Annotated in this window: 20 protein-coding genes; 13 read left to right on the forward strand and 7 right to left on the reverse strand. The window is 74.2% G+C overall.

The window, feature by feature from the left end; genetic code table 11:
* Nucleotides 1-140 precede the first annotated feature (140 nt).
* Nucleotides 141-386 (forward strand): hypothetical protein, encoded by a 246-nt coding sequence (locus tag SGLAU_RS18425; RefSeq protein ID WP_043502868.1) that lies wholly within the window; start codon nt 141-143, stop codon nt 384-386.
* A gap of 591 nt (nt 387-977) precedes the next feature.
* Nucleotides 978-4274 (forward strand): AfsR/SARP family transcriptional regulator, encoded by a 3297-nt coding sequence (locus SGLAU_RS18430; RefSeq protein ID WP_043502869.1) that lies wholly within the window; start codon nt 978-980, stop codon nt 4272-4274.
* 12 nt (nt 4275-4286) lie between these two features.
* On the opposite strand, the gene SGLAU_RS18435 is transcribed toward SGLAU_RS18430, so the two are convergent.
* Both SGLAU_RS18435 and SGLAU_RS18440 read right to left on the reverse strand, forming a co-directional pair.
* Nucleotides 4287-5972, reverse strand: coding sequence for a bifunctional 3'-5' exonuclease/DNA polymerase (locus SGLAU_RS18435; RefSeq protein WP_043502871.1), 1686 nt, complete (start codon nt 5970-5972; stop codon nt 4287-4289).
* Nucleotides 5973-6506: 534 nt separating this feature from the next.
* The gene (locus tag SGLAU_RS18440) at nt 6507-7259 is read right to left on the reverse strand and encodes a Clp protease N-terminal domain-containing protein (RefSeq protein ID WP_043502872.1); all 753 of its coding nucleotides are present in this window, start codon (nt 7257-7259) and stop codon (nt 6507-6509) included.
* 81 nt (nt 7260-7340) lie between these two features.
* Between SGLAU_RS18440 and SGLAU_RS18445 the strand changes: the two genes are divergently transcribed.
* Nucleotides 7341-8468, forward strand: a complete 1128-nt coding sequence (locus SGLAU_RS18445) for a DUF2786 domain-containing protein (RefSeq protein WP_043502874.1) — start codon at nt 7341-7343, stop codon at nt 8466-8468.
* A gap of 16 nt (nt 8469-8484) precedes the next feature.
* On the opposite strand, the gene SGLAU_RS18450 is transcribed toward SGLAU_RS18445, so the two are convergent.
* A complete protein-coding gene (locus SGLAU_RS18450) occupies nt 8485-9027 on the reverse strand; it encodes a DUF4232 domain-containing protein (protein ID WP_043502878.1) in 543 nt (180 codons plus the stop codon).
* Nucleotides 9028-9186: 159 nt separating this feature from the next.
* Here SGLAU_RS18450 and SGLAU_RS18455 point away from each other — a divergent pair, with 159 nt between their 5' ends.
* A complete protein-coding gene (locus SGLAU_RS18455) occupies nt 9187-9471 on the forward strand; it encodes a hypothetical protein (protein WP_043502880.1) in 285 nt (94 codons plus the stop codon).
* 140 nt (nt 9472-9611) lie between these two features.
* Here the strand turns inward: SGLAU_RS18455 and SGLAU_RS18460 are convergent, their stop codons facing one another.
* From SGLAU_RS18460 to rpmB, 3 genes are all read right to left on the reverse strand, one after another.
* The gene (locus tag SGLAU_RS18460; protein ID WP_159072790.1) at nt 9612-10127 is read right to left on the reverse strand and encodes a hypothetical protein; all 516 of its coding nucleotides are present in this window, start codon (nt 10125-10127) and stop codon (nt 9612-9614) included.
* 96 nt (nt 10128-10223) lie between these two features.
* A complete protein-coding gene (rpsN, locus tag SGLAU_RS18465) occupies nt 10224-10529 on the reverse strand; it encodes a 30S ribosomal protein S14 (protein WP_043502883.1) in 306 nt (101 codons plus the stop codon).
* Entirely contained in the window at nt 10529-10765 is a 237-nt protein-coding gene (gene rpmB, locus SGLAU_RS18470; protein ID WP_043502885.1) for a 50S ribosomal protein L28, read from the reverse strand. Before rpmB ends, rpsN begins: the two co-directional genes overlap by 1 nt.
* 63 nt (nt 10766-10828) lie before the next feature.
* Here rpmB and rpmG point away from each other — a divergent pair, with 63 nt between their 5' ends.
* The 5 genes from rpmG (at nt 10829) to SGLAU_RS18495 (ending at nt 13179) form a co-directional block, all read left to right on the forward strand.
* Nucleotides 10829-10993, forward strand: a complete 165-nt coding sequence (gene rpmG / locus SGLAU_RS18475) for a 50S ribosomal protein L33 (protein WP_043502886.1) — start codon at nt 10829-10831, stop codon at nt 10991-10993.
* A gap of 5 nt (nt 10994-10998) precedes the next feature.
* Nucleotides 10999-11247: a type B 50S ribosomal protein L31 gene (locus SGLAU_RS18480; RefSeq protein WP_043502889.1), complete on the forward strand. Its 249-nt coding sequence runs from the start codon at nt 10999-11001 to the stop codon at nt 11245-11247.
* On the forward strand, nt 11244-12383 hold the full coding sequence (locus SGLAU_RS18485) for a CobW family GTP-binding protein (RefSeq protein ID WP_043506782.1): 1140 nt from the start codon (nt 11244-11246) through the stop codon (nt 12381-12383). Before SGLAU_RS18480 ends, SGLAU_RS18485 begins: the two co-directional genes overlap by 4 nt.
* 6 nt (nt 12384-12389) lie before the next feature.
* Nucleotides 12390-12623: a 30S ribosomal protein S18 gene (gene rpsR / locus SGLAU_RS18490; protein ID WP_043502891.1), complete on the forward strand. Its 234-nt coding sequence runs from the start codon at nt 12390-12392 to the stop codon at nt 12621-12623.
* Between the two features lie 337 nt (nt 12624-12960).
* On the forward strand, nt 12961-13179 hold the full coding sequence (locus SGLAU_RS18495) for a DUF397 domain-containing protein (RefSeq protein WP_052414121.1): 219 nt from the start codon (nt 12961-12963) through the stop codon (nt 13177-13179).
* An 89-nt stretch (nt 13180-13268) separates the two neighbouring features.
* Here the strand turns inward: SGLAU_RS18495 and SGLAU_RS18500 are convergent, their stop codons facing one another.
* Nucleotides 13269-13763 carry an ATP-binding protein gene (locus SGLAU_RS18500; RefSeq protein WP_244315236.1) on the reverse strand — a complete coding sequence of 165 codons (495 nt, stop codon included), beginning with the start codon at nt 13761-13763 and terminating at the stop codon, nt 13269-13271.
* A gap of 365 nt (nt 13764-14128) precedes the next feature.
* Here SGLAU_RS18500 and SGLAU_RS18505 point away from each other — a divergent pair, with 365 nt between their 5' ends.
* The 4 genes from SGLAU_RS18505 to SGLAU_RS18520 all read left to right on the forward strand — a co-directional run bounded on the left by SGLAU_RS18505 (nt 14129) and on the right by SGLAU_RS18520 (nt 18047).
* Nucleotides 14129-14953: a helix-turn-helix domain-containing protein gene (locus tag SGLAU_RS18505; protein ID WP_052414122.1), complete on the forward strand. Its 825-nt coding sequence runs from the start codon at nt 14129-14131 to the stop codon at nt 14951-14953.
* A 92-nt stretch (nt 14954-15045) separates the two neighbouring features.
* Nucleotides 15046-16506: an aldehyde dehydrogenase family protein gene (locus SGLAU_RS18510; protein ID WP_043502898.1), complete on the forward strand. Its 1461-nt coding sequence runs from the start codon at nt 15046-15048 to the stop codon at nt 16504-16506.
* A gap of 122 nt (nt 16507-16628) precedes the next feature.
* On the forward strand, nt 16629-17180 hold the full coding sequence (locus tag SGLAU_RS18515; RefSeq protein ID WP_043502899.1) for a DinB family protein: 552 nt from the start codon (nt 16629-16631) through the stop codon (nt 17178-17180).
* 105 nt (nt 17181-17285) lie between these two features.
* Nucleotides 17286-18047: a MerR family transcriptional regulator gene (locus SGLAU_RS18520; RefSeq protein ID WP_043502901.1), complete on the forward strand. Its 762-nt coding sequence runs from the start codon at nt 17286-17288 to the stop codon at nt 18045-18047.
* Nucleotides 18048-18080 lie beyond the last annotated feature (33 nt).

Here is an 18080-nt window from a genome sequence, read left to right on the forward strand (position 1 = left end):
GGGCGCCGCCGGCCGGTGCGTGGGCGGCAACGGGGACGAGGGGACGAGAAAGAGGAAGAAGGGGGCGGGAACGGAACGGGAAGGGCCCGGTGGCCGTCTCCCAGGCAGGAAACGTGTGGTCAAGGACGAGGGACGGCGAGATGGCGGAGAACGAGGCCGGGCAGGTGGCCGCTCAGAGGCTGCTCCTGGTCATCCCGATCCTGGTCGCGGGCATCAGTCTCGCCCAGGTGGTGTTCGAGGGCCGCACCGCCGCCGCGCTGACCGTGGTCTGCGTGGCCGGCCTGATCGCCGTGCTGGTGCGGGTCGGGCTCAGCGCCCGGGCCGGGAACCAGAACGCGGCCGGCGACACGGCACCGGGCGGGGGTGTCGGCGGGAACCGGGGCTGACGGGCCCGGAGCCGCGAGGGAGCGGGCCGCGGAGGCCGAGGGGTGCGGGGCCGGGGCCGGCAGGGAGGGTCCGGCGGGGCGGTACGGGGGGGGGCTCACCCGGCAGGCGGATCGGCGCGCCGTCCAGGTACGCCCGGCTGCTCGACCACCCGGCCGTGGCACCGACCGTATTGCCGGCCGTAGCACCGGCCGTAGTCGGTGTGGGAGACGTGGCCGAGGTGCGGCGGGGCAGCGGTGTCCCCGTCGGCGTGCGGAGGTGCGGACGCGGGCCCCGGTCGTTCACCTCTGACGACCGGGGCCCACTGGCGTCCCGGATCCGGCCGCGGCGGCGACACTCCCCCGAGCAACGCGTTCTACGCGCGCACCGTCGCGCCGGTTCCGATGAAGTGATCACATCAGGCGGCACCAACGGATCGCTAACATGTGGCCAACGGTTCTCGGGAGTGCTGTCTGTCAGTTGGCGCGAAGCCGTCTTCCGGAGCCGGACGCGCGACCCCGGCGGCGCCGGGAACGGCAAGGAAACAGCAGCGGGGTCCCCCTCGGGGACCGACAGTGAGCGGGTGGCGGGAAACCGTCGTGACGAGGGCGGAAATGCGCCAGGGTGTGATGCGGTTCGGACTGCTGGGCCCACCCGTCCTCTACCAGCCGGCCACGTCCCCCGGCCCGCACGGTGCCGCAGTGCGCGCCATCCGCAGTCCCAAGGCGCGGGCCCTGCTCGCCGCGCTGCTGCTGGAGCCCGGCCGGGTGGTCTCCGTCGACTCCCTCAAGGACGCCCTGTGGGGCGGCGATCCGCCCGCCTCCGCGCACGCCTCCCTGCACAACCACGTCACCCGGCTGCGCCGCCTCCTCGACGACCCCGACCGGCTGCGCGCGGTGCCGCCGGGCTACGTGCTGCGGGTCGAACCGGACGAGCTGGACGTCCACGTCTTCGAACGCCGGGTGACCGCCGCGCGCGGCGCGCACGCCGCCGGGGACTGGGCGCGGGTGGTGCGCGAGGCGACCGCCGGGCTCGCCCTGTGGCGCGGCACCCCGCTCAGCGGGCTCCCCTCCGACCTGGGGGGCTACGCCTTCGTCCAGCGGCTGGCGGAGTCCCGGCTGCTGCTGCTGGAGTGGCGCTACGACGCCGAACTGGCCGTCGGCGGTGCCCGGCTCGGCGAGCTGGTGCCGGAGCTGGCGGAGCTGGCCGCCGAGTATCCGCTGCGTGAGGCGTACCACCGTCAGTTGATGCTCGCCCTGCACCGCACCGGCCGGCGCGCCGAGGCCCTGGCCGTCCACCGGGATCTGCGTGCCCGGTTGCTGGACGAGCTGGGCGTGGAACCGGCGCCCGCGGTGCGGGACGCGCATGTGGAGGTGCTGCGCGGGGTGCCGCGGGACGAGCCGTCGCCCGGCATGCCGCAGGAGCCGTCCGCCGGTCCGGCGGCCCGGGCCGCCGTCCCCGCCGCGCCGCGGCCCGCGCAGCTGCCCCCGCCCCCGCCGCACTTCACCGGCCGCGGGGCGGACCGGGCGGCGCTGCGCGCGGCCCTGCTGGAACCGGGCGCGGTCGCCGTGGTCAGCGGGATGGCCGGGGTGGGCAAGAGCGCGCTCGCGCTGGATGTCGCCCACGCTCTGACGGAACGTTTCTGCGATGGGCAGCTCTACATCAACCTGCACGGCGCCACCCCCGGCATGACGCCCCTCACCCCCGCCCAGGCCCTCGCCGCCCTGCTGCGGGACCTCGGCACCGAGCCCCGCCGCGTACCCGACCACCCGGACGCCGCAGCCGCGCTGCTGCGGTCCCTGCTCGCGCCCACCCGCACCCTGCTGGTCCTCGACGACGCCGCCACCGCCGCGCAGGTACGGCCGCTGCTGCCCGCCGGGACCGGCTGCGCCGTCATCGTCACCAGCCGCTCACCGCTGACCGCCCTCGACGGCGCCCGCCGCTTCCCGCTCTCCCCGCTCACCGACGAGGACAGCGCCGCCCTGCTGCGCGCGGTGTCCGGCCGGCCCGGACTGGACGCCGCCCACCCGCTCGTCCACCTCACCGGCCGGCTGCCACTGGCCCTGCGGGTCGTCGCGGCCCGGCTCGCCGCGCGCAGCGCCCTCACCCCGGACGTCCTGGCCCACCAGCTCGCCGCGACCGAAGGCCGGCTGCACCACCTGGAGTACGACGACCTCAGCGTGCGGCGGTCCCTCGCCGTCGCCCATGACGCGCTCGCCGCCTCCGACCGTGAGGCCGACCGCGACGCGGCCCTCGCCCTGCGCCGCATCGGCGCCCTCGACCTGCCCGCCTACGGAGCCCCCCTCATCGCCCGCCTCACCGGCACCGACGAACGCCGGGCGGAGGCGGCCCTGGACCGGCTGGTCGACGTGGCCCTGCTGGAGGAGACGGCGTACGGCAGATACGCGCCGCACGATCTGGTCCGCGACTTCGCCCGCGAGCTGTCGCTGCGACCGGACCCGGCACCCGGCGACCCCCCTGCCTCCCGCCTCCCGCACCCCGGTCTCCCGCACCCCGGTCTCGCGGACTCTGGTCTTCAGGACCCCGGTCTCCCGGACCCCGGCCTTCCGGGCCGTGGGCTCCCCGCTTCGCACCTCCCCGCACCGAGCGGAACGGCCCCCGGCGCGCCGACGCCCAGCGGATCGGCCCCCGGCGTGCCGGCCCCCGGCCCATCGGTCCCCCGCCCAGCGGTCCCCACCAACCCCTCGGCCCTCCGCCCCTCGGCCCTGCGCTCCTCGGCCGCCGGCACGGAGACCCCGGCCGCCATCGAGACCGCCCTGCACTGGTACGCCGCGACAGCGGAGCGTGCCCTCGTCGCCATCGTCGAACCCGGCCTCGACCAGGACGACCGCCGGCGCCCCACCGCCGCCCAGCCCCCGCAGCACGCGGCACACGTGGCGGCCACCCCGCCCTTCGCGTCCGCCGAGGCGGCCTTCGCCTGGGGGGACCTGGAGCTGCCCAACATCGTCACGCTCGTGGAGCGGCACGCGGGCGATCCGGCCCACGACCACCGCACCGCCGCGTACGTCTCGACCCTCATCCGTCTGCTCTTCCCGTACGTCCACCGCAGCGGCCGGGTCGCCGAGATGGAGGTGCTGGGCAGCGCGGCCCTCGACGCCGCCCGCCGTCTCGCCGACCCCGCGGCCGAGGCCTACGCCCTCGGTGACCTCGCCGGCCTCCACTTCCTCACCGGCCGCCAGGGCGACGCCCTCGCGCTGAACGACCGGGCGCTGGAGATCTGGCGGCGGCTCGGGGTGGTCTCCTGGATCCGGCGCTGCCTGAACAACCGCGGGCTGCTGCTCGAAGGGCTCGGCCGGTACGCCGAGTCGGAGGCGGCGCTGCGCCAGAGCCTCACCTACTCCCGGCAGCTCGACGACCCGCACGGCGAGGCCGTCACCTACAGCCACCTCGGCAACCTCTACGAGCACACCGACCCGCGCGCCGCGATCGAACAGCACCGCCGTTCCCTCGCCATCGGCGTCTCGGTCGGCGCGGTCATCGTGCAGCACTCCGCGCACTGCAACATCGGCTACGCCTATCTGACCCTGGGCGAACCGGCCTCCGCGGCCCGGCACTTCGAGGAGAGCCTGCGCATCCTCGGCGGCCACGGCGACTGGCACGGCGAGTCCCAGACCCGCCTCGGCCTGGTCCGCGCGCTGCGCCTGCTCGGTCACGGCGACCGCGCCGCCCGCGAGTGCGCGGAACTGCTGCGCCGCGCGGACGCCCGCGCCGACCACTACACCGGCGGTCTCGCCCGCCACCAGCACGGTCTGCTGCTGCGCGCCCAGGGGCTGCACGAGCGGGCGCACGCGCAGTGGCGCACCGCGCTCGCCGCCCTGGACGGCACGGACGAGACCGCGGTGACGGCGGAACTCCGGGAGCTGCTGGCCACCGCCGGCGCCCGGTGCTGAGCGCCGAGCGGCTCACTTGGCGTCGGCATAGCACTCCACCACCGCCGTGGTGAACGGGAACCGCACCGGCGTCTGCCCGAACGTCAGCCGCCCCGCCAGCTCCGCCGCCTCCCGGATCGCCGCGACGACCGTCTCCGCCTCCTGCGCCGGACAGTGCACGATCACCTCGTCGTGCTGGAAGAAGACCAGCTCGGCCGCGAGATCCGCGCAGGCCCGGCGCAGCGCGGCGAGCAGCAGCAGCGCCCAGTCGGCGGCGCTGCCCTGGACCACGAAGTTGCGGGCGAAGCGGCCGCGGGCGCGGGCGTCGGTCGAGGCGTACCCCGGCACCCAGGCGCGGTCGTCGCCGTCCTCGTCCGCCGCCGGGATGCCGGCCTCCTCCGCCGTGTCCTCACCGGCCCGGGCCGCGGGCGGGCAGGTCCGCCCGAGCCAGGTGCGCACCAGTCGCCCCTCCTCGCCGGCCCGGGCGGCGTCGTCGACGTACGCGACCGCTTTCGGGAAGCGGCGGCGCAGCGCGGCGAGGTTCTTCAGGCCGTCCCCGGAGGTCTGGCCGTAGACCGCGCCGAGCACGGCGAGCTTGGCCTGGGCGCGGTCGCCGGAGAAGGCCCGGTCGGACACCGACTGGTACAGATCGCTCTCCCGCCCGGCGACCTCCATCAGGCCGGGGTCGCGGGAGATCGCGGCCAGCACGCGCGGTTCCATCTGGTCGGCGTCGGCGACGACCAGCCGCCAGCCGGGGTCGGCGACCACGGCCCGCCGGATCACCTTGGGGATCTGCAGGCCACCGCCGCCCTTGGTCACCCAGCGCCCGGTGACCGTGCCGCCCGCCTGGAACTCGGGCCGGAACCGCCCGTCGCGCACCCAGTCCTGGAGCCAGGACCAGCCGTGGGCGACCCAGATCCGGTACAGCTTCTTGTACTCGACCAGCGGCTTCACGGCCGGGTGGTCGACGGACTCGATCTCCCAGCGGCGGGTCGAGCGGATCCTGATCCCGGCCTGCGCGAACGCCTTGACGACATCGGCGGGCAGATCGGGCCGCACCCGCCGCCCGAACGCGGCGGACACCTCGTCGGCCAGCTCGGCCAGCCGCCGCGGCTCCCCGCCGCCCGCGTACCGCTCGCCGAGCAGGTCGTGGAGGACCGCGCGGTGCACGTCCGTGCTCCACGGCAGTCCCGCGTGGTTCATCTCGGCGGCCACCAGCGTCCCCGCCGACTCGGCGGCCGTCAGCAGCCGCATCCGGCCGGGGTGTGCGGCACGCTCGTGCCGCCGCTGCTGCTCGGCGTAGACGGCGAGCAGGTCGGCCAGGGGCAGGGGGTGGTCCTGCGGCTCGAACAGCGGCGACTGCGCGCCCGGTACGGCCGACCGCTGCGGCGGATCCGGCGGGACCGGTCCGCCGCGCAGCCGGGCCAGGGCGGCGACGGCCGAACGCGGCTCGCCGTACCGCCCCTCGTGGCCGAGGAGAAGGTTCTCGGCGGCCTCGACGTCGTAGCACCGCTCCACTCGCACCCCCGTGGCGAGCAGAGCCGGATACACCTCCGCCGTGGACCGCCACACCCAGCGCCTCACCTCCGGCCGCGCGCGCACGGCCGACACCGGGTCCGCCTCCCGCAGCACCGGGCCGGCGGGCAGCCCGTCGGGGCCGAGGGGGGCCAGCTCCACGCCACCACCCTCGGCCGACGCGAGCGCCCACCGGTCGGTCATACGGGCGAGTGTGGCAGGGGGGTCTGACAACGGCCTCACCACCGGCCCCGAGGGGGCCGTCGCGTCGGCGCCTCGGGCGTGCCGCGGGCGTGCCGCGGGCCGGGCGGGGCCTCGCCACCGGCCCCGCCGGGGCCGTGACGTCGGCGCTTCGCGCCTGCCGCGGGCCGGGCGCCCGAGCTCTGGTGTCGGCCGGGGCCGGACGCCGTCTCCTGGCACAGGCCGAGGACCGGCCCCGGCCCCCGGCAGGAGCCGAAGGACCGGGCCCAACGACCCGAGGACTCGGCTCGGACCCTGCCTCCCGGAAAGTGCCGAGGACTCGGCTCGGACCCTGCCTCCCGGCATGGGCGGAGGACTCGGCTCGGACCCTGCCTCCCGGCATGGGCCGAGGGCCGGGCACGGACCCCGGCTCCCGGCGAGGGCCGAAGGACCGGGCCCAACGACCCTGCCTCCCGGCAAGTGCCGAGGACTCGGCTCGAACCCCGCCACCCGCAACGACCGAGGGCCGGGCTCGGACCCCGGCTCGCGGAAGGGGCCTCAGTCCTCCCCGGCGGTCCCGCCCGCGCTCGGGTTGGTCTCGAGGAACTGGGAGAGCAGCTCGGTGATGTACCGCTCCGTCGCTTCCTTGGTGACGCCGAGGCCGGACAGGACTCCCTCGCCGTTCTCGAACTCCAGGAGGGCGAGCAGCAGGTGCTCGGTGCCGATGTAGTTGTGGCCGAGGCGCAGCGCCTCGCGGAAGGTCAGCTCCAGCGCCTTCTTGGCGTCGGGGCCGTAGGGGACCAGTTCGGGGACCTCGTCGGCGGCGGGCGGCAGCGCGGCCGTCGCCGCCTGGCGGACCTGGTCCAGCGTGACGCCCTGCGCAGTGATCGCGTGGGCGGCCAGGCCCTCCGGCTCGGCGAGCAGCCCCAGGAGCAGGTGCTCCGGGCGGCCCTCGGCGTTGCGGGCGGCGATGGCCTCGTTGTGGGCGGCCATGACCACGTTCCGCGCGCGGGGGGTGTAGCGGCTGAACCCCTGGCTGGGATCCAGGTCCGCGGACTCCTTGGGCACGAACCGCTTCTGCGCCGCCTGCCGGGTGACGCCCATGCTCTTGCCGATGTCCGTCCAGGACGCGCCGGAGCGGCGTGCCTGGTCCACGAAGTGGCCGATCAGGTGGTCCGCCACGTCGCCGAGGTGCTCGGCGGCGATGACCGCGTCCTGGAGCTGGTCGAGGGGCTGCGGGTGGACCTTCTTGATGGCCGCGATGAGGTCGTCGAGACGTACGGATGACGTGATCTTGGGGTTCGTCGACATGTGTCAACCGTAGGTTGCACTCCGAGGGCTGTCAACCGATGGTTGACACGCGGGTGGGCCGGTCCGTGGCACCATCACCAGGTGAGTACGCCCAGCACCGTCGACCGCGCCTTCGAGGCCGCCCTGTACGCCACCGACGACACCGGGCTCGACACCGGAGCGTCCCTGCTCGCCGCCGACCCGGATGCCGACACGGAGCTCGAACGGCGCGGGCGGGAGTTCGTCGCGGGGGCCTGGCGGCGCGGCTGGCAGCCGGCGGATGTCGTCCGCGTCGTGCGCCGGGAGCTCGACGACACGCACGTACGGCTCGCCGCAGCGTTGATCCGCGCCCAGGCACCGGACGACCGCCCGCGCGGGCGCCGCTGGCGGGCCCAGCTCGACGACCTGTCCGGCCCGCCCGGGACCAGCCCGCCCCGCGCCGACCGCTTCTCGCACGCCACCGCGGTCCTGGAGCTGTACCGCCTGCTGCTGCGCCTGCCCGCCCTGGAGCACCTCGACGAGCGGGAACCGGCCCCGGCGCGCCGGGACGCGCCGGCCGAGTCGCGGATGCTCGCCAGGATCCGCGCGCTGCTCGCCAAGGCGGAGGCGACCGGGTACCCGGAGGAGGCCGAGGCGCTGAGCGCGAAGGCGCAGGAGCTGATGGCCCGGCACAGCATCGACGAGGCGCTGCTCGCGGCCCGCTCCCCGGACGCCGCCGACGCCCCCGCCGCCTGCCGGATCGGGGTGGAGGCGCCGTACGAGCAGGCGAAGGCGGTGCTGCTGGACGCGGTGGCCGCCGCGAACCACTGCCGGGCGGTGTGGAACGAGCCCCTCGGCTTCTCGACCGTCGTCGGCTTCGACGCGGACCTGGAGGCCGTCGAACTGCTCTACACCTCGCTCCTCGTCCAGGCCACGACCGCGATGACGAAGGCGGAGGCGGCGCAGCGCGCGGGCGGGCGCAAGCGCACGAAGACCTTCCGGCAGTCCTTCCTCGCCGCCTACGCGCACCGCATCGGCACCCGCCTCACGGCCGCCGCGGAGACCCAGGTGACCGACGATCTGCTGCCCGTGCTCGCCTCCCGGGCGGTCGCGGTCACCGACCGCGCGGAGCGCATGTTCCCCGAGACCACCACCACCCGGCTGCGCGGCGTCAGCGACGCGGCGGGCTGGCACGAGGGCGCCCGCGCGGCCGACCGGGCCCAGGTGGGGCGCCGCCCTCGCCTCGGCTGACGGCGCGGGGCCGCGCTCAGTCCCCGGCGGGCTGCTGGAAGGGACTCACCGAGGCCTCCGGCACGCCCCCGCCGCGCAGCGCCACAGCGCCGTACGACCAGGGGAACTCGTGGGTCTGCGTGGCGCCCGGCAGGCCGAAGCGCACCCTTTCGACGGCGAGGCTGCGCTCCGCGCCCGCCGCGCCGCGCGTGTAGCCGATCGTGAAGGTCACGGTGCCTTCGCGGGGCACGCTCATCCGGCGGGCCGTGGCCTCCTGTGGGTTCACTGCCGCGGTCGTGCTCCCCGCCGCCAGGGTGACGTCGGGGAAGCCCTGGAGCGTGCAGGCCGTGTCACCGCGGTTGGTGAGCGTGACGGTGACGTTGCCGAGGTCGCCGGCGGCGGGCGCGGCGTCGACGGGCCCGACCGCCACGCCGAGCGCGCCGAGGGCGCACGGACCGGCGGCCGCGCCCTTCCGGCCGGAGCCGTCGCCGCCGTTCCCGCCGTCACCTCCGTCCCCGTCGCAGCCGGACAGCAGGAGCACGGCGGCGAGTGCGGTGACGGTGAGCGGCATGACGCGCATAGGGACCCCCTGGGCCGGTGACGGTGACGGTAACGGGACGATCATCACGCACGGAGACGGCGGCACCGTCGCCCCCTCCCTCACCGCCCCGCCTCCCGCGCCCCCTCCCGCACTCCCTCGCCTGCCGTTCCCCTTGTCTCCCGTACGCCGGCGGGCGGAATGGGCTGTTTCCGGGCGCTGAAGCAGACCGCGCGCTCGGGGCTCGCAGCGGAACGCGAGCCGCTGGAACCGCTGCTCGCCCCGCGCGGCGCGGCCGGGCTCGCCGGCCGGGCGGCGATGCCGCTGCAGGCCCGCCTCCCGGACCGCGACGCCCCGCCGGTGCCCCCGGCCGCCCGTCGCGCCGACGCCCTGCGCGAGGCCACGGCCCACGGCGCGCGGGCGGTGCGCGAACGCCGGGACCCGCGGTGGGAGACCGTCCAGGCCGCGCTCACCGACCCGGCCTGACCGGCCACCGCCGACACCGTCGTACGCCCCGCCGCCCGGCTCTGGCTCACGTCCCTGCACCGGATGTCCGACGGCCCTGGCCGGCGCCTCGGACCACGGGAACGGGTCCGTGGGGCGCGGCTGAAGGGGGCGGGCCCAGCTCAGGAGGCGTCCGCCGTGGGCAGCCCGGACGGCAGCTTCCCGCCCTCGGCCCTGGTGTACGTCTCGGTGCCCGCCGAACCCGACCAGGTCACCCGCAGCGTGGTCGAGGTCACGGAGTCGACCGTCCCGGTGCCCCGCGACCGGTCGGCGCCGCCGCAGGACAGCCGGACCGTCCGCTGCCCGGCGCTCTCGCCGACCCGGCCGCCGCACACCGTTCCCCGGCTGGCGAACAGCCCCGCCTCATCACCGGTGATCACCAGGGCCACGGCCTGTCCGCCGCTGGTCGCGAGCCAGCTGCCCTCCAGCTCCCCCGGGGCGGCGCCGGACGGGCTCCCGGTGGGGGCGGGGGAGGCCGACGCGGTGGGCGCGGGGGAGGAGGCGGGCGCGGTGGGCGCCGCCTCGTCCCCGGAGCCGCCGCCGCATGCGCCGAGCAGCAGCACGCCGCCCAGCCCGGCGGCCATGGCCACGGCTCGTGCCCGCCTGCGCGCTCCGCGCGCGTACGTCGCCGAAGTCACTGCGTGCCCCCAGGGATGAACCGGTAGGACGGTACGACCGCAGCAAGCTACCAGCCCGTAACCGCCCCGCCACCTCTTCCCGCGACGGAATCCCGGCTACCAGGACGCCTTGCGCACCCCCGGCAGGTATCCGGCGTGCGCCTGTTCCCGCAGCGACACCCGGGACAGCCCGAACGCCCGGAGGTACCCGCGCGGGCGGCCGTCCACCTGATCCCGGTTGCGGACGCGCGTGGCACTCGCGTCGCGCGGCTGGCGGCGCAGCTCGGCCCGGGCCGCGGCGCGTTCGGCGTCCGGGGTGGAGGGCCGGCGGATGATCTCCTTCAGCTCGGCCCGCCGCGCGGCGTACCGGGCGACGGTCTCCCGGCGCCTCTCGTTCTTCGCGATCTTGCTCTTCTTCGCCATCAGACCCGCACCCCTCGGGCCCGGATCCGCGCGACGGCGGCCTCGATCCCGATCGTGTCGACGGTCTTGATGCCCCGGGCGCTCAGCTTCAGCCGTACGTACCGGTTCTCGCTGGGCAGCCAGTAGCGCTTGGACTGGACGTTGGGGTCGAAACGGCGCGAGGAGCGCCGGTGGGAGTGGGAGATCGTGTTGCCGAAGCCGGGCCGGGCGCCGGTCAGCATGCAGTGGGCGGACATCGGGTGACGTACCTCTCCTCGATCGAAGTAGAAATGGAATTCATTTTCAGTAACATAGCAGCCATGGCACGCAACGAACTCCGCCCGGTCGTCAGGCTCCGGTCCACCGCCGGCACCGGCTACACCTATGTGACCCGGAAGAACCGCCGCAACGACCCGGACCGCATGACCCTGCGCAAGTACGACCCGGTCGCCGGCCGCCACGTCGACTTCCGAGAGGAGCGCTGACCGCCGTGCGCCAGGGAATCCACCCCGACTACGGCCCCGTCGTCTTCCGCGACCGTGCCGCGAACCACGCCTTCCTCACCCGGTCCACCATGACCAGTGACAAGACGATCGAGTGGGAGGACGGCAACACGTACCCGGTCGTCGACGTCGAGATCTCGGACGTCAGCCACCCCTTCTACACCGGCACCGCCCGTGTCCTGGACACCGCGGGCCGCGTCGAGCGCTTCGAGCGCCGGTACGGGAAGCGGAGCTGAGAGCCGTGCCCGACCTCTCCGTCGTGATCGTCGGCGGACTGCACTCCGCCGCCCGCGGGGCGGCCGTCCGCCGGCTGCTCGCCGACGTCCCCGGCAGCGTCGTCCTCCACCACGACCTGGCGACCGCCGCGGACGGCACCGTGGTCCGCACCGTCCGCGACGCCGGGGGCCTGCGGGACACCGGTACGGCCCCGCTGGTCAACGACTGCGCGTGCTGCGCGCTGCGCGAGGACCTGGTGCCCGAACTGCGGCGGCTCGCCGACGCGGGGGACACCCGGCTCGCCGTCGTCGAGCTGTGGGACTCCGTCGAGCCGAAGGCCATGGCCGAGGTCGTCGCGGCCGGCGGCCTCACCGTCACCGGGGTGATCACCGCCGTCGACCCCGCGCTGCTGCTGCCGTACCTGGGCAACGGCGACGACCTCGCCGGGGCCGGGCTCGCGGCCGCCGCCACCGACCGGCGGACCGTCGCCGACACCTTCGCCCGCCAGCTCGAGTACGCCCCCGTCCTCGCCGTCGCCGACTCCCCGGAGGCCGACGACGAGGACCACGAGCTGCTCGCCCAGCTGCACCCGACGGCCCGCCGGATCGCGATCGCCCACGGTGACCTGGCCGGCGCCGCGCTCGGCGGGTTCGACATCGAGGCCGCCGCAGCGGCCCAGCACCCGGCCTGCGCGCTGCTGCCCGCCGAGGCCGACGCGCACGGGGTGGGCACCCTCGTCTGGCGCCACCGCCGCCCCTTCCACCCCGAGCGGCTCTACCAGGCGCTGGAGGACCTGACCTGCGCCGCCGCCCGCAGCCGGGGACGGTTCTGGCTCGCCGACCGGCCGGACACCCTGCTGCACTGGGACGCGGCCGGCGGCGCGCTGTGCGTGGAGAGCGCCGGCCCCTGGCTCGCCTCGCTGCCCGACGCGGCCTGGGAGATGGTCCCGCCGGTGCGCCGCGCCGCCGCCGCGCTGGAGTGGCACCCGGAGCACGGGGACCGCTGCCAGCACCTGGTCTTCACCTCGCCCGGCCTGGACCGCGAGGGCCTTCGCGGCCTGCTGGAGTCCTGCCTGCTCACCGACGCCGAGTACGCCGCCGGGCGCGACGCCTGGAGGCGGCTGCCGTCCGCCTTCGACACCCTCCTGGAGGTCTGACCACCGATGCCCCGCACACCGGACCGCAAGCCCGCCAAGAACCGGCCGAACCCGCTGGAGCAGGCAGGCGTGACGTACATCGACTACAAGGACACGGACCTGCTGCGGAAGTTCATCTCCGACCGCGGCAAGATCCGCAGCCGCCGGGTCACCCGGGTCGGCCCCCAGCAGCAGCGGCGGCTGGCCCGCGCGATCGAGAACGCCCGGGAGATGGCCCTGCTGCCGTACCCGGGCCGCTGACACCCCGCACCGGTTCTCCCCGTACCGACGGGCCCCGCCGCACCCGAGGCGGGGCCCGTCGGCGTGCGCGCGCGAATCCGGCACCGCGTACGCGAGGGCGGAAGGAAGTTCAATGGAACACAAAGGCGATGACACGCGTCTGTTCTTAGTACGGCACCACTTCGGCGAAGCGGGGGCAAAACCGTAGTCACGGGACCACCCGCCGTGCACGTGCATCTGCTCATGCAAGTGCAGATGAACAGGGTTATGATCCGGCACAGTTGACCACTGCATCTATGGCCACTTCAGCCAGTGCACCACCGGGGAGCGATCTGTGGACCACGACGTGTACAACGGCATGGCCGCCACCGAGCTGCGCGGTGCGGCCTGGCAGAAGAGCAGACACAGCAACTCGCAGGGGTCATGCGTGGAGTTCGCCCGGCTGCCGGGCGGAAGGGTCGCCGTACGCAATTCCAACTTCCCCGACGGACCCGCGCTGGTGTACACGCGCGCGGAGATCGAGGCCATGCTGCTCGGCGTGAAGGACGGCGAGTTCGACCACCTCGTGGCCGGCTGAACGGGGCGGACCGGCACGGATCGCCGCGGATGTCCACGTCGTCGCCGGGACGCGCGGAGAACCGCGGCACACGCGGGTGCCGCGGTTCCTCAGCCGGCGGGCTGGAGCCGGAACAGCGCCCAGACGACCTTGCCACTGAGCGTGCCGGCCAGCGGGTGCCAGCCCCAGCTGTCGCAGAACGAGTCGACGAGGAACAGCCCGCGGCCGGACTCCGCGGAGAAGTCGTCGGCCTCGCGCGCCACCGGGCTGTCGTTGCTGGGGTCGCGCACCGCGCACACCAGCCGTTCCGTCCAGCGCATCAGGTGCAGCCGTACCGGCGGCTCCTGCCCGAGGGCCCGCGGGGCGCCGGGAACGGCGTGCCGCAGGGCGTTGGTGACGAGTTCCGAGACGACCAGGCACACGTCGTCGAACCGGTCGCCCAGGTCCCACTGGTCGAGGGTCCTGCGGGTGAACTGGCGCGCGTCGCGCACCGCTTCGAAGCGGGCGGGCAGGGCGCAGGAGGCGGCACTGGAGACGGCGGTGGGGTCCAGCGGCGGAAGGCCCTGCCGTAACGGCTCGAGCATGGTCGATCCATTCGTTGCCATGCGGGGCACTCCCGGGATTCGCGGTCGTTGCGATGCAGCGGTGGCGCGGCACCCATGGTTTCGGAAGCGCAGAGCAGATGCAAGGGCAGATGCACGTGCACGGGACCGAATTAGTCCCACCCGTACCATTTCTTGGCCATTTTTTCCGCCATCTTCCTGTCGTACCCGTCATCTTCTCGACGTTCGGGTGCCGTCCGGGCGTCGCTTCGGTACGCCCTCCTGCCCGCAATCTTTGGCTTCTTTCCGTCTGTGTAATCGGACGAGTACAGCTCGGAGTGTTTTAGTGGCAGACTGCGGGCCCGGGAAGACGGTTGGGGAGGCTGGCGAACGTGAGCGCGGGAGAGCCCGGATCGGTGGTGCGGCGGATGCTGCTCGGCTCGCAACTCAGGCGACTGCGCGAGGCGCGCGGCATCACCCGCGAGGCGGCGGGTTACCACATCCGTGCCTCCGAGTCGAAGATCAGCCGGATGGAGCTGGGCCGGGTGAGCTTCAAGACGAGAGACGTCGAGGACCTGCTGACGCTGTACGGCATCACGGACGAGAACGAGCGCGGCTCCCTGGTCTCGCTCGCCCGCGAGGCCAACGTCGCCGGCTGGTGGCACAGCTACTCCGACGTGCTGCCGAGCTGGTTCCCCACCTACGTCGGCCTGGAGGGCGCCGCGTCCCTGATCCGCGCCTACGAGGTGCAGTTCGTGCACGGTCTGCTGCAGACCGAGGAGTACGCCCGCGCGGTGGTGCGGCGCGGCATGAAGGGCGCGAGCGAGGCCGACGTCGAGCGCCGCGTGGCACTGCGCCTGGAGCGGCAGAAGCACCTCGTCGCGGAGAACGCCCCCGACTTCCACATCGTCCTCGACGAGGCCGCCCTGCGCCGCCCCTACGGCGACCGCGAGGTGATGCGCGGCCAGCTCCAGCACCTCATCGAGATCTCCGAGCGCCCCAACGTACGGCTGCAGATCATGCCGTTCAGCTTCGGCGGGCACTCCGGCGAGAGCGGTGCGTTCACCATCCTCAGCTTCCCGGAGTCCGACCTGTCGGACGTGGTCTACCTGGAGCAGCTGACCAGCGCCCTCTACCTGGACAAGGCGGAGGACGTCGCCCAGTACGAGACGGCGCTGAAGGAGCTCCAGCAGGACAGCCCCGGCCCCGCCGAGAGCCGCGACCTCCTGCGGGGGCTGCTCCAACTCTCCTGAGACACCGGCCAACTGCGGTGCGGCACAAGTACGATGACGACCGATCAGGTGCGTCTGGCTGCCCGCGCCCGCGGCAGGGATTGAGGGATCACATGTCGTCCTACTTCACCGACCTGGCCCAGCAGTACATCGACGGCGAGTGGCGGCCCGGAACCGGCTCCTGGGACATCATCGACTTCAATCCGTACGACAGCGAGAAGCTGGCCTCGATCACCATAGCCACCGCCGACGAGATAGATCAGGCATACCGGGCCGCCGAACGCGCCCAGCGGGACTGGGCCCGCGCGGGCGCCTTCGCCCGCCGCGCGGTGCTGGAGAAGGCGCTGCGGCTGGTCGAGGAACGTGAGGCGGAGATCGGCGACGCGATCGTCGCCGAGCTGGGCGGCACCCGCGTGAAGGCCGCCTTCGAACTGCACCTCGCCAAGGAGTTCCTGCGCGAGGCCGCCGCGCTCGCCACGCGCCCCGAGCACCGGCTGATCCCCTCGCCCGACCCCGCCAAGGAGAACCGCCTGCACCGCGTACCGGTCGGCGTCGTCGGGGTCATCAGCCCCTTCAACTTCCCCTTCCTGCTGTCGCTGAAGTCCGTGGCGCCCGCCCTGGCGCTCGGCAACGCCGTGGTCCTCAAGCCGCACCAGGACACCCCGGTCACCGGCGGCACCCTGGTCGCCAGGATCTTCGAGGACGCGGGCCTCCCGGCCGGTGCGCTGAACGTCGTGGTCACCGACATAGCCGAGATCGGCGACGCCTTCATCGAGCACCCGGTGCCCAAGGTCATCTCCTTCACCGGCTCCGACGCGGTCGGCCGGCACGTCGCCACCGTCTGCGCCGCGCGGTTCAAGCGGGCCGTCCTGGAGCTGGGCGGCAACAGCGCGCTGGTCGTCCTCGACGACGCCGACCTCGACTACGCGGTCGACGCGGCCGTCTTCAGCCGCTACGTCCACCAGGGCCAGGTCTGCATGGCCGCCAACCGCGTCCTCGTGGACCGCTCGGTCGCGGACGAGTTCACCGAGAAGTTCGTCGCCAAGGTCAGGTCCCTGAAGGTGGGCGACCCGCGCGACCCGCAGACCGTCATCGGCCCGGTCATCAACTCCTCCCAGGCCGAGTCGCTGTCCGGCGCGGTGGAGCAGGCGGTCGCCGAGGGCGCCACGGCCCTGCTGCGCGGCACGGTGCGCGACAACCTGGTCGAGCCGTCCGTGCTGACCGACGTGCCCGCGGGCTCCCCGATCCTGCGCCAGGAGCTCTTCGGCCCGGTCGCCCTGCTCATCCCGTTCGACGACGAGGAGGAGGCCGTACGCCTGGTCAACGACACCCCGTACGGCCTCAGCGGCGCCGTCCACACCGGTGACGTGCAGCGCGGCGTCCGCTTCGCCGAGCGCGTCGACACCGGCATGTTCCACGTCAACGACGGCACCGTCCACGACGAGCCCCTCGTCCCCTTCGGCGGCGAGAAGCACTCCGGTGTGGGCCGGCTGAACGGCGAGTCGACCCTCGACGCCTTCACCACCCTGAAGTGGATCTCGGTGCAGCACGGGCGCAGCAGGTTCCCCTTCTGAGCCTTCCGGCCGCCTCCGGGCACGCGGCCGCCGATCCGGGCGCTTCTAGGCCAGGATCTGACCTCGATGCCCCGTACCTTCATCTGTGTCAGGCGAAAGCCCCCGATGAAAGGCGGTCCGACATGGTCACCCACGTGCGCGCGGAAGCCCACGGCGACGAGCGCGGAGCGCTGCTCGCCTTCCTGGCGGAGCAGCGCGGCGGCATCCGGCGGGCGGTGCTCGGACTGACCGACGAGCAGGCGTCCTCGCACCCCAGCGCGAGCGAGCTGAGCCTTGCCGGGCTGGTCAAGCATGTCGCCGAGGTGGAGCAGTTCTGGATTGCGCTGGCCCAGGGCGAGCCGCCGGCCGTCCAGCGCGACCGGTCGAACTGGCACGAGTGCTTCCAGCTGGTCGACGGCGAGACCCTCGCCGACCAGCTGGCGTACTGGGAGAAGGTCGCCGCCGAGACGGAGGCGTTCATCCGCGCGGTGCCCAGCCTGGACGACACCTTCGACCTTCCGGACCAGCCGTGGTTCCCCAAGGAGGCCGTCTCGATGCGCTGGCTGTGTCTCCACCTCATCCGCGAGACCGCCCGTCACGCGGGCCACGCCGACATCATCCGCGAGTCGCTGGACGGCAAGACCGCCTTCGAGCTGGTCGCCCTCGCCGAGCAGGCGGACGCCGCGGGATCCTGATCCGGGCAGCGTGACACGGGGCCCGGCCCCCGGTCCCCGCCTGAGGCTTGCACCTCACGCGACGTGATGCCGCAGCGTGGACGGCGTACCGAGAAGGGAGCGGAAGTGGGCTACTCCGTGGGACAGGTCGCCGGATTCGCCGGAGTGACGGTGCGCACCCTGCACCACTACGACGAGATCGGGCTGCTCGTGCCCAGCGAGCGCAGCCACGCGGGCCACCGGCGTTACAACGACGCCGACCTCGACCGGCTGCAGCGGATCCTGTTCTACCGGGAGCTCGGCTTTCCGCTCGACGAGGTCGCCGTCCTGCTCGACGACCCGGACGCGGACCCGCAGGCCCACCTGCGCAGGCAGCACGAGCTGCTGACCGCCCGGATCGAGAAGCTGCGGAAGATGGCGGCGGCCGTGGAGCACGCCATGGAGGCACGCAAGATGGGGATCGATCTCACGCCCGAGGAGAAGTTCGAGGTGTTCGGGGACTTCGACCCGGACCGGTACGAGGACGAGGTCCGGCAGCGCTGGGGCGACACCGACGCCTACCGGGAGTCCCGGCGCCGGACCGCCTCCTACACGAAGGAGGACTGGAAGCGGCTGACCCGCGAGATGGACGCCATCCACCACCGGATGGCCGAGCTGCTCGACGGGGGCGTCCCCGCCGACTCCGAGGCCGCCATGGACGTGGCCGAGGAGCACCGCAGGTTCATCTGCGGCGGCTACTACGAGTGCTCGCACGAGATGCACGCCCACCTCGGGCGGATGTACGTCGACGACCCGCGGTTCACCGCGACGTACGACAACATCCGGTCCGGGCTGGCCGTGTACCTGCGCGACGCGATCGAGGCGAACACCGCCCGCCACGGGGGGTGAGCCCATGGTCCCGGCCCGGGAGACACCCCCCGG

This window comes from Streptomyces glaucescens, assembly GCF_000761215.1.
Lineage (GTDB): Bacteria > Actinomycetota > Actinomycetes > Streptomycetales > Streptomycetaceae > Streptomyces > Streptomyces glaucescens_B.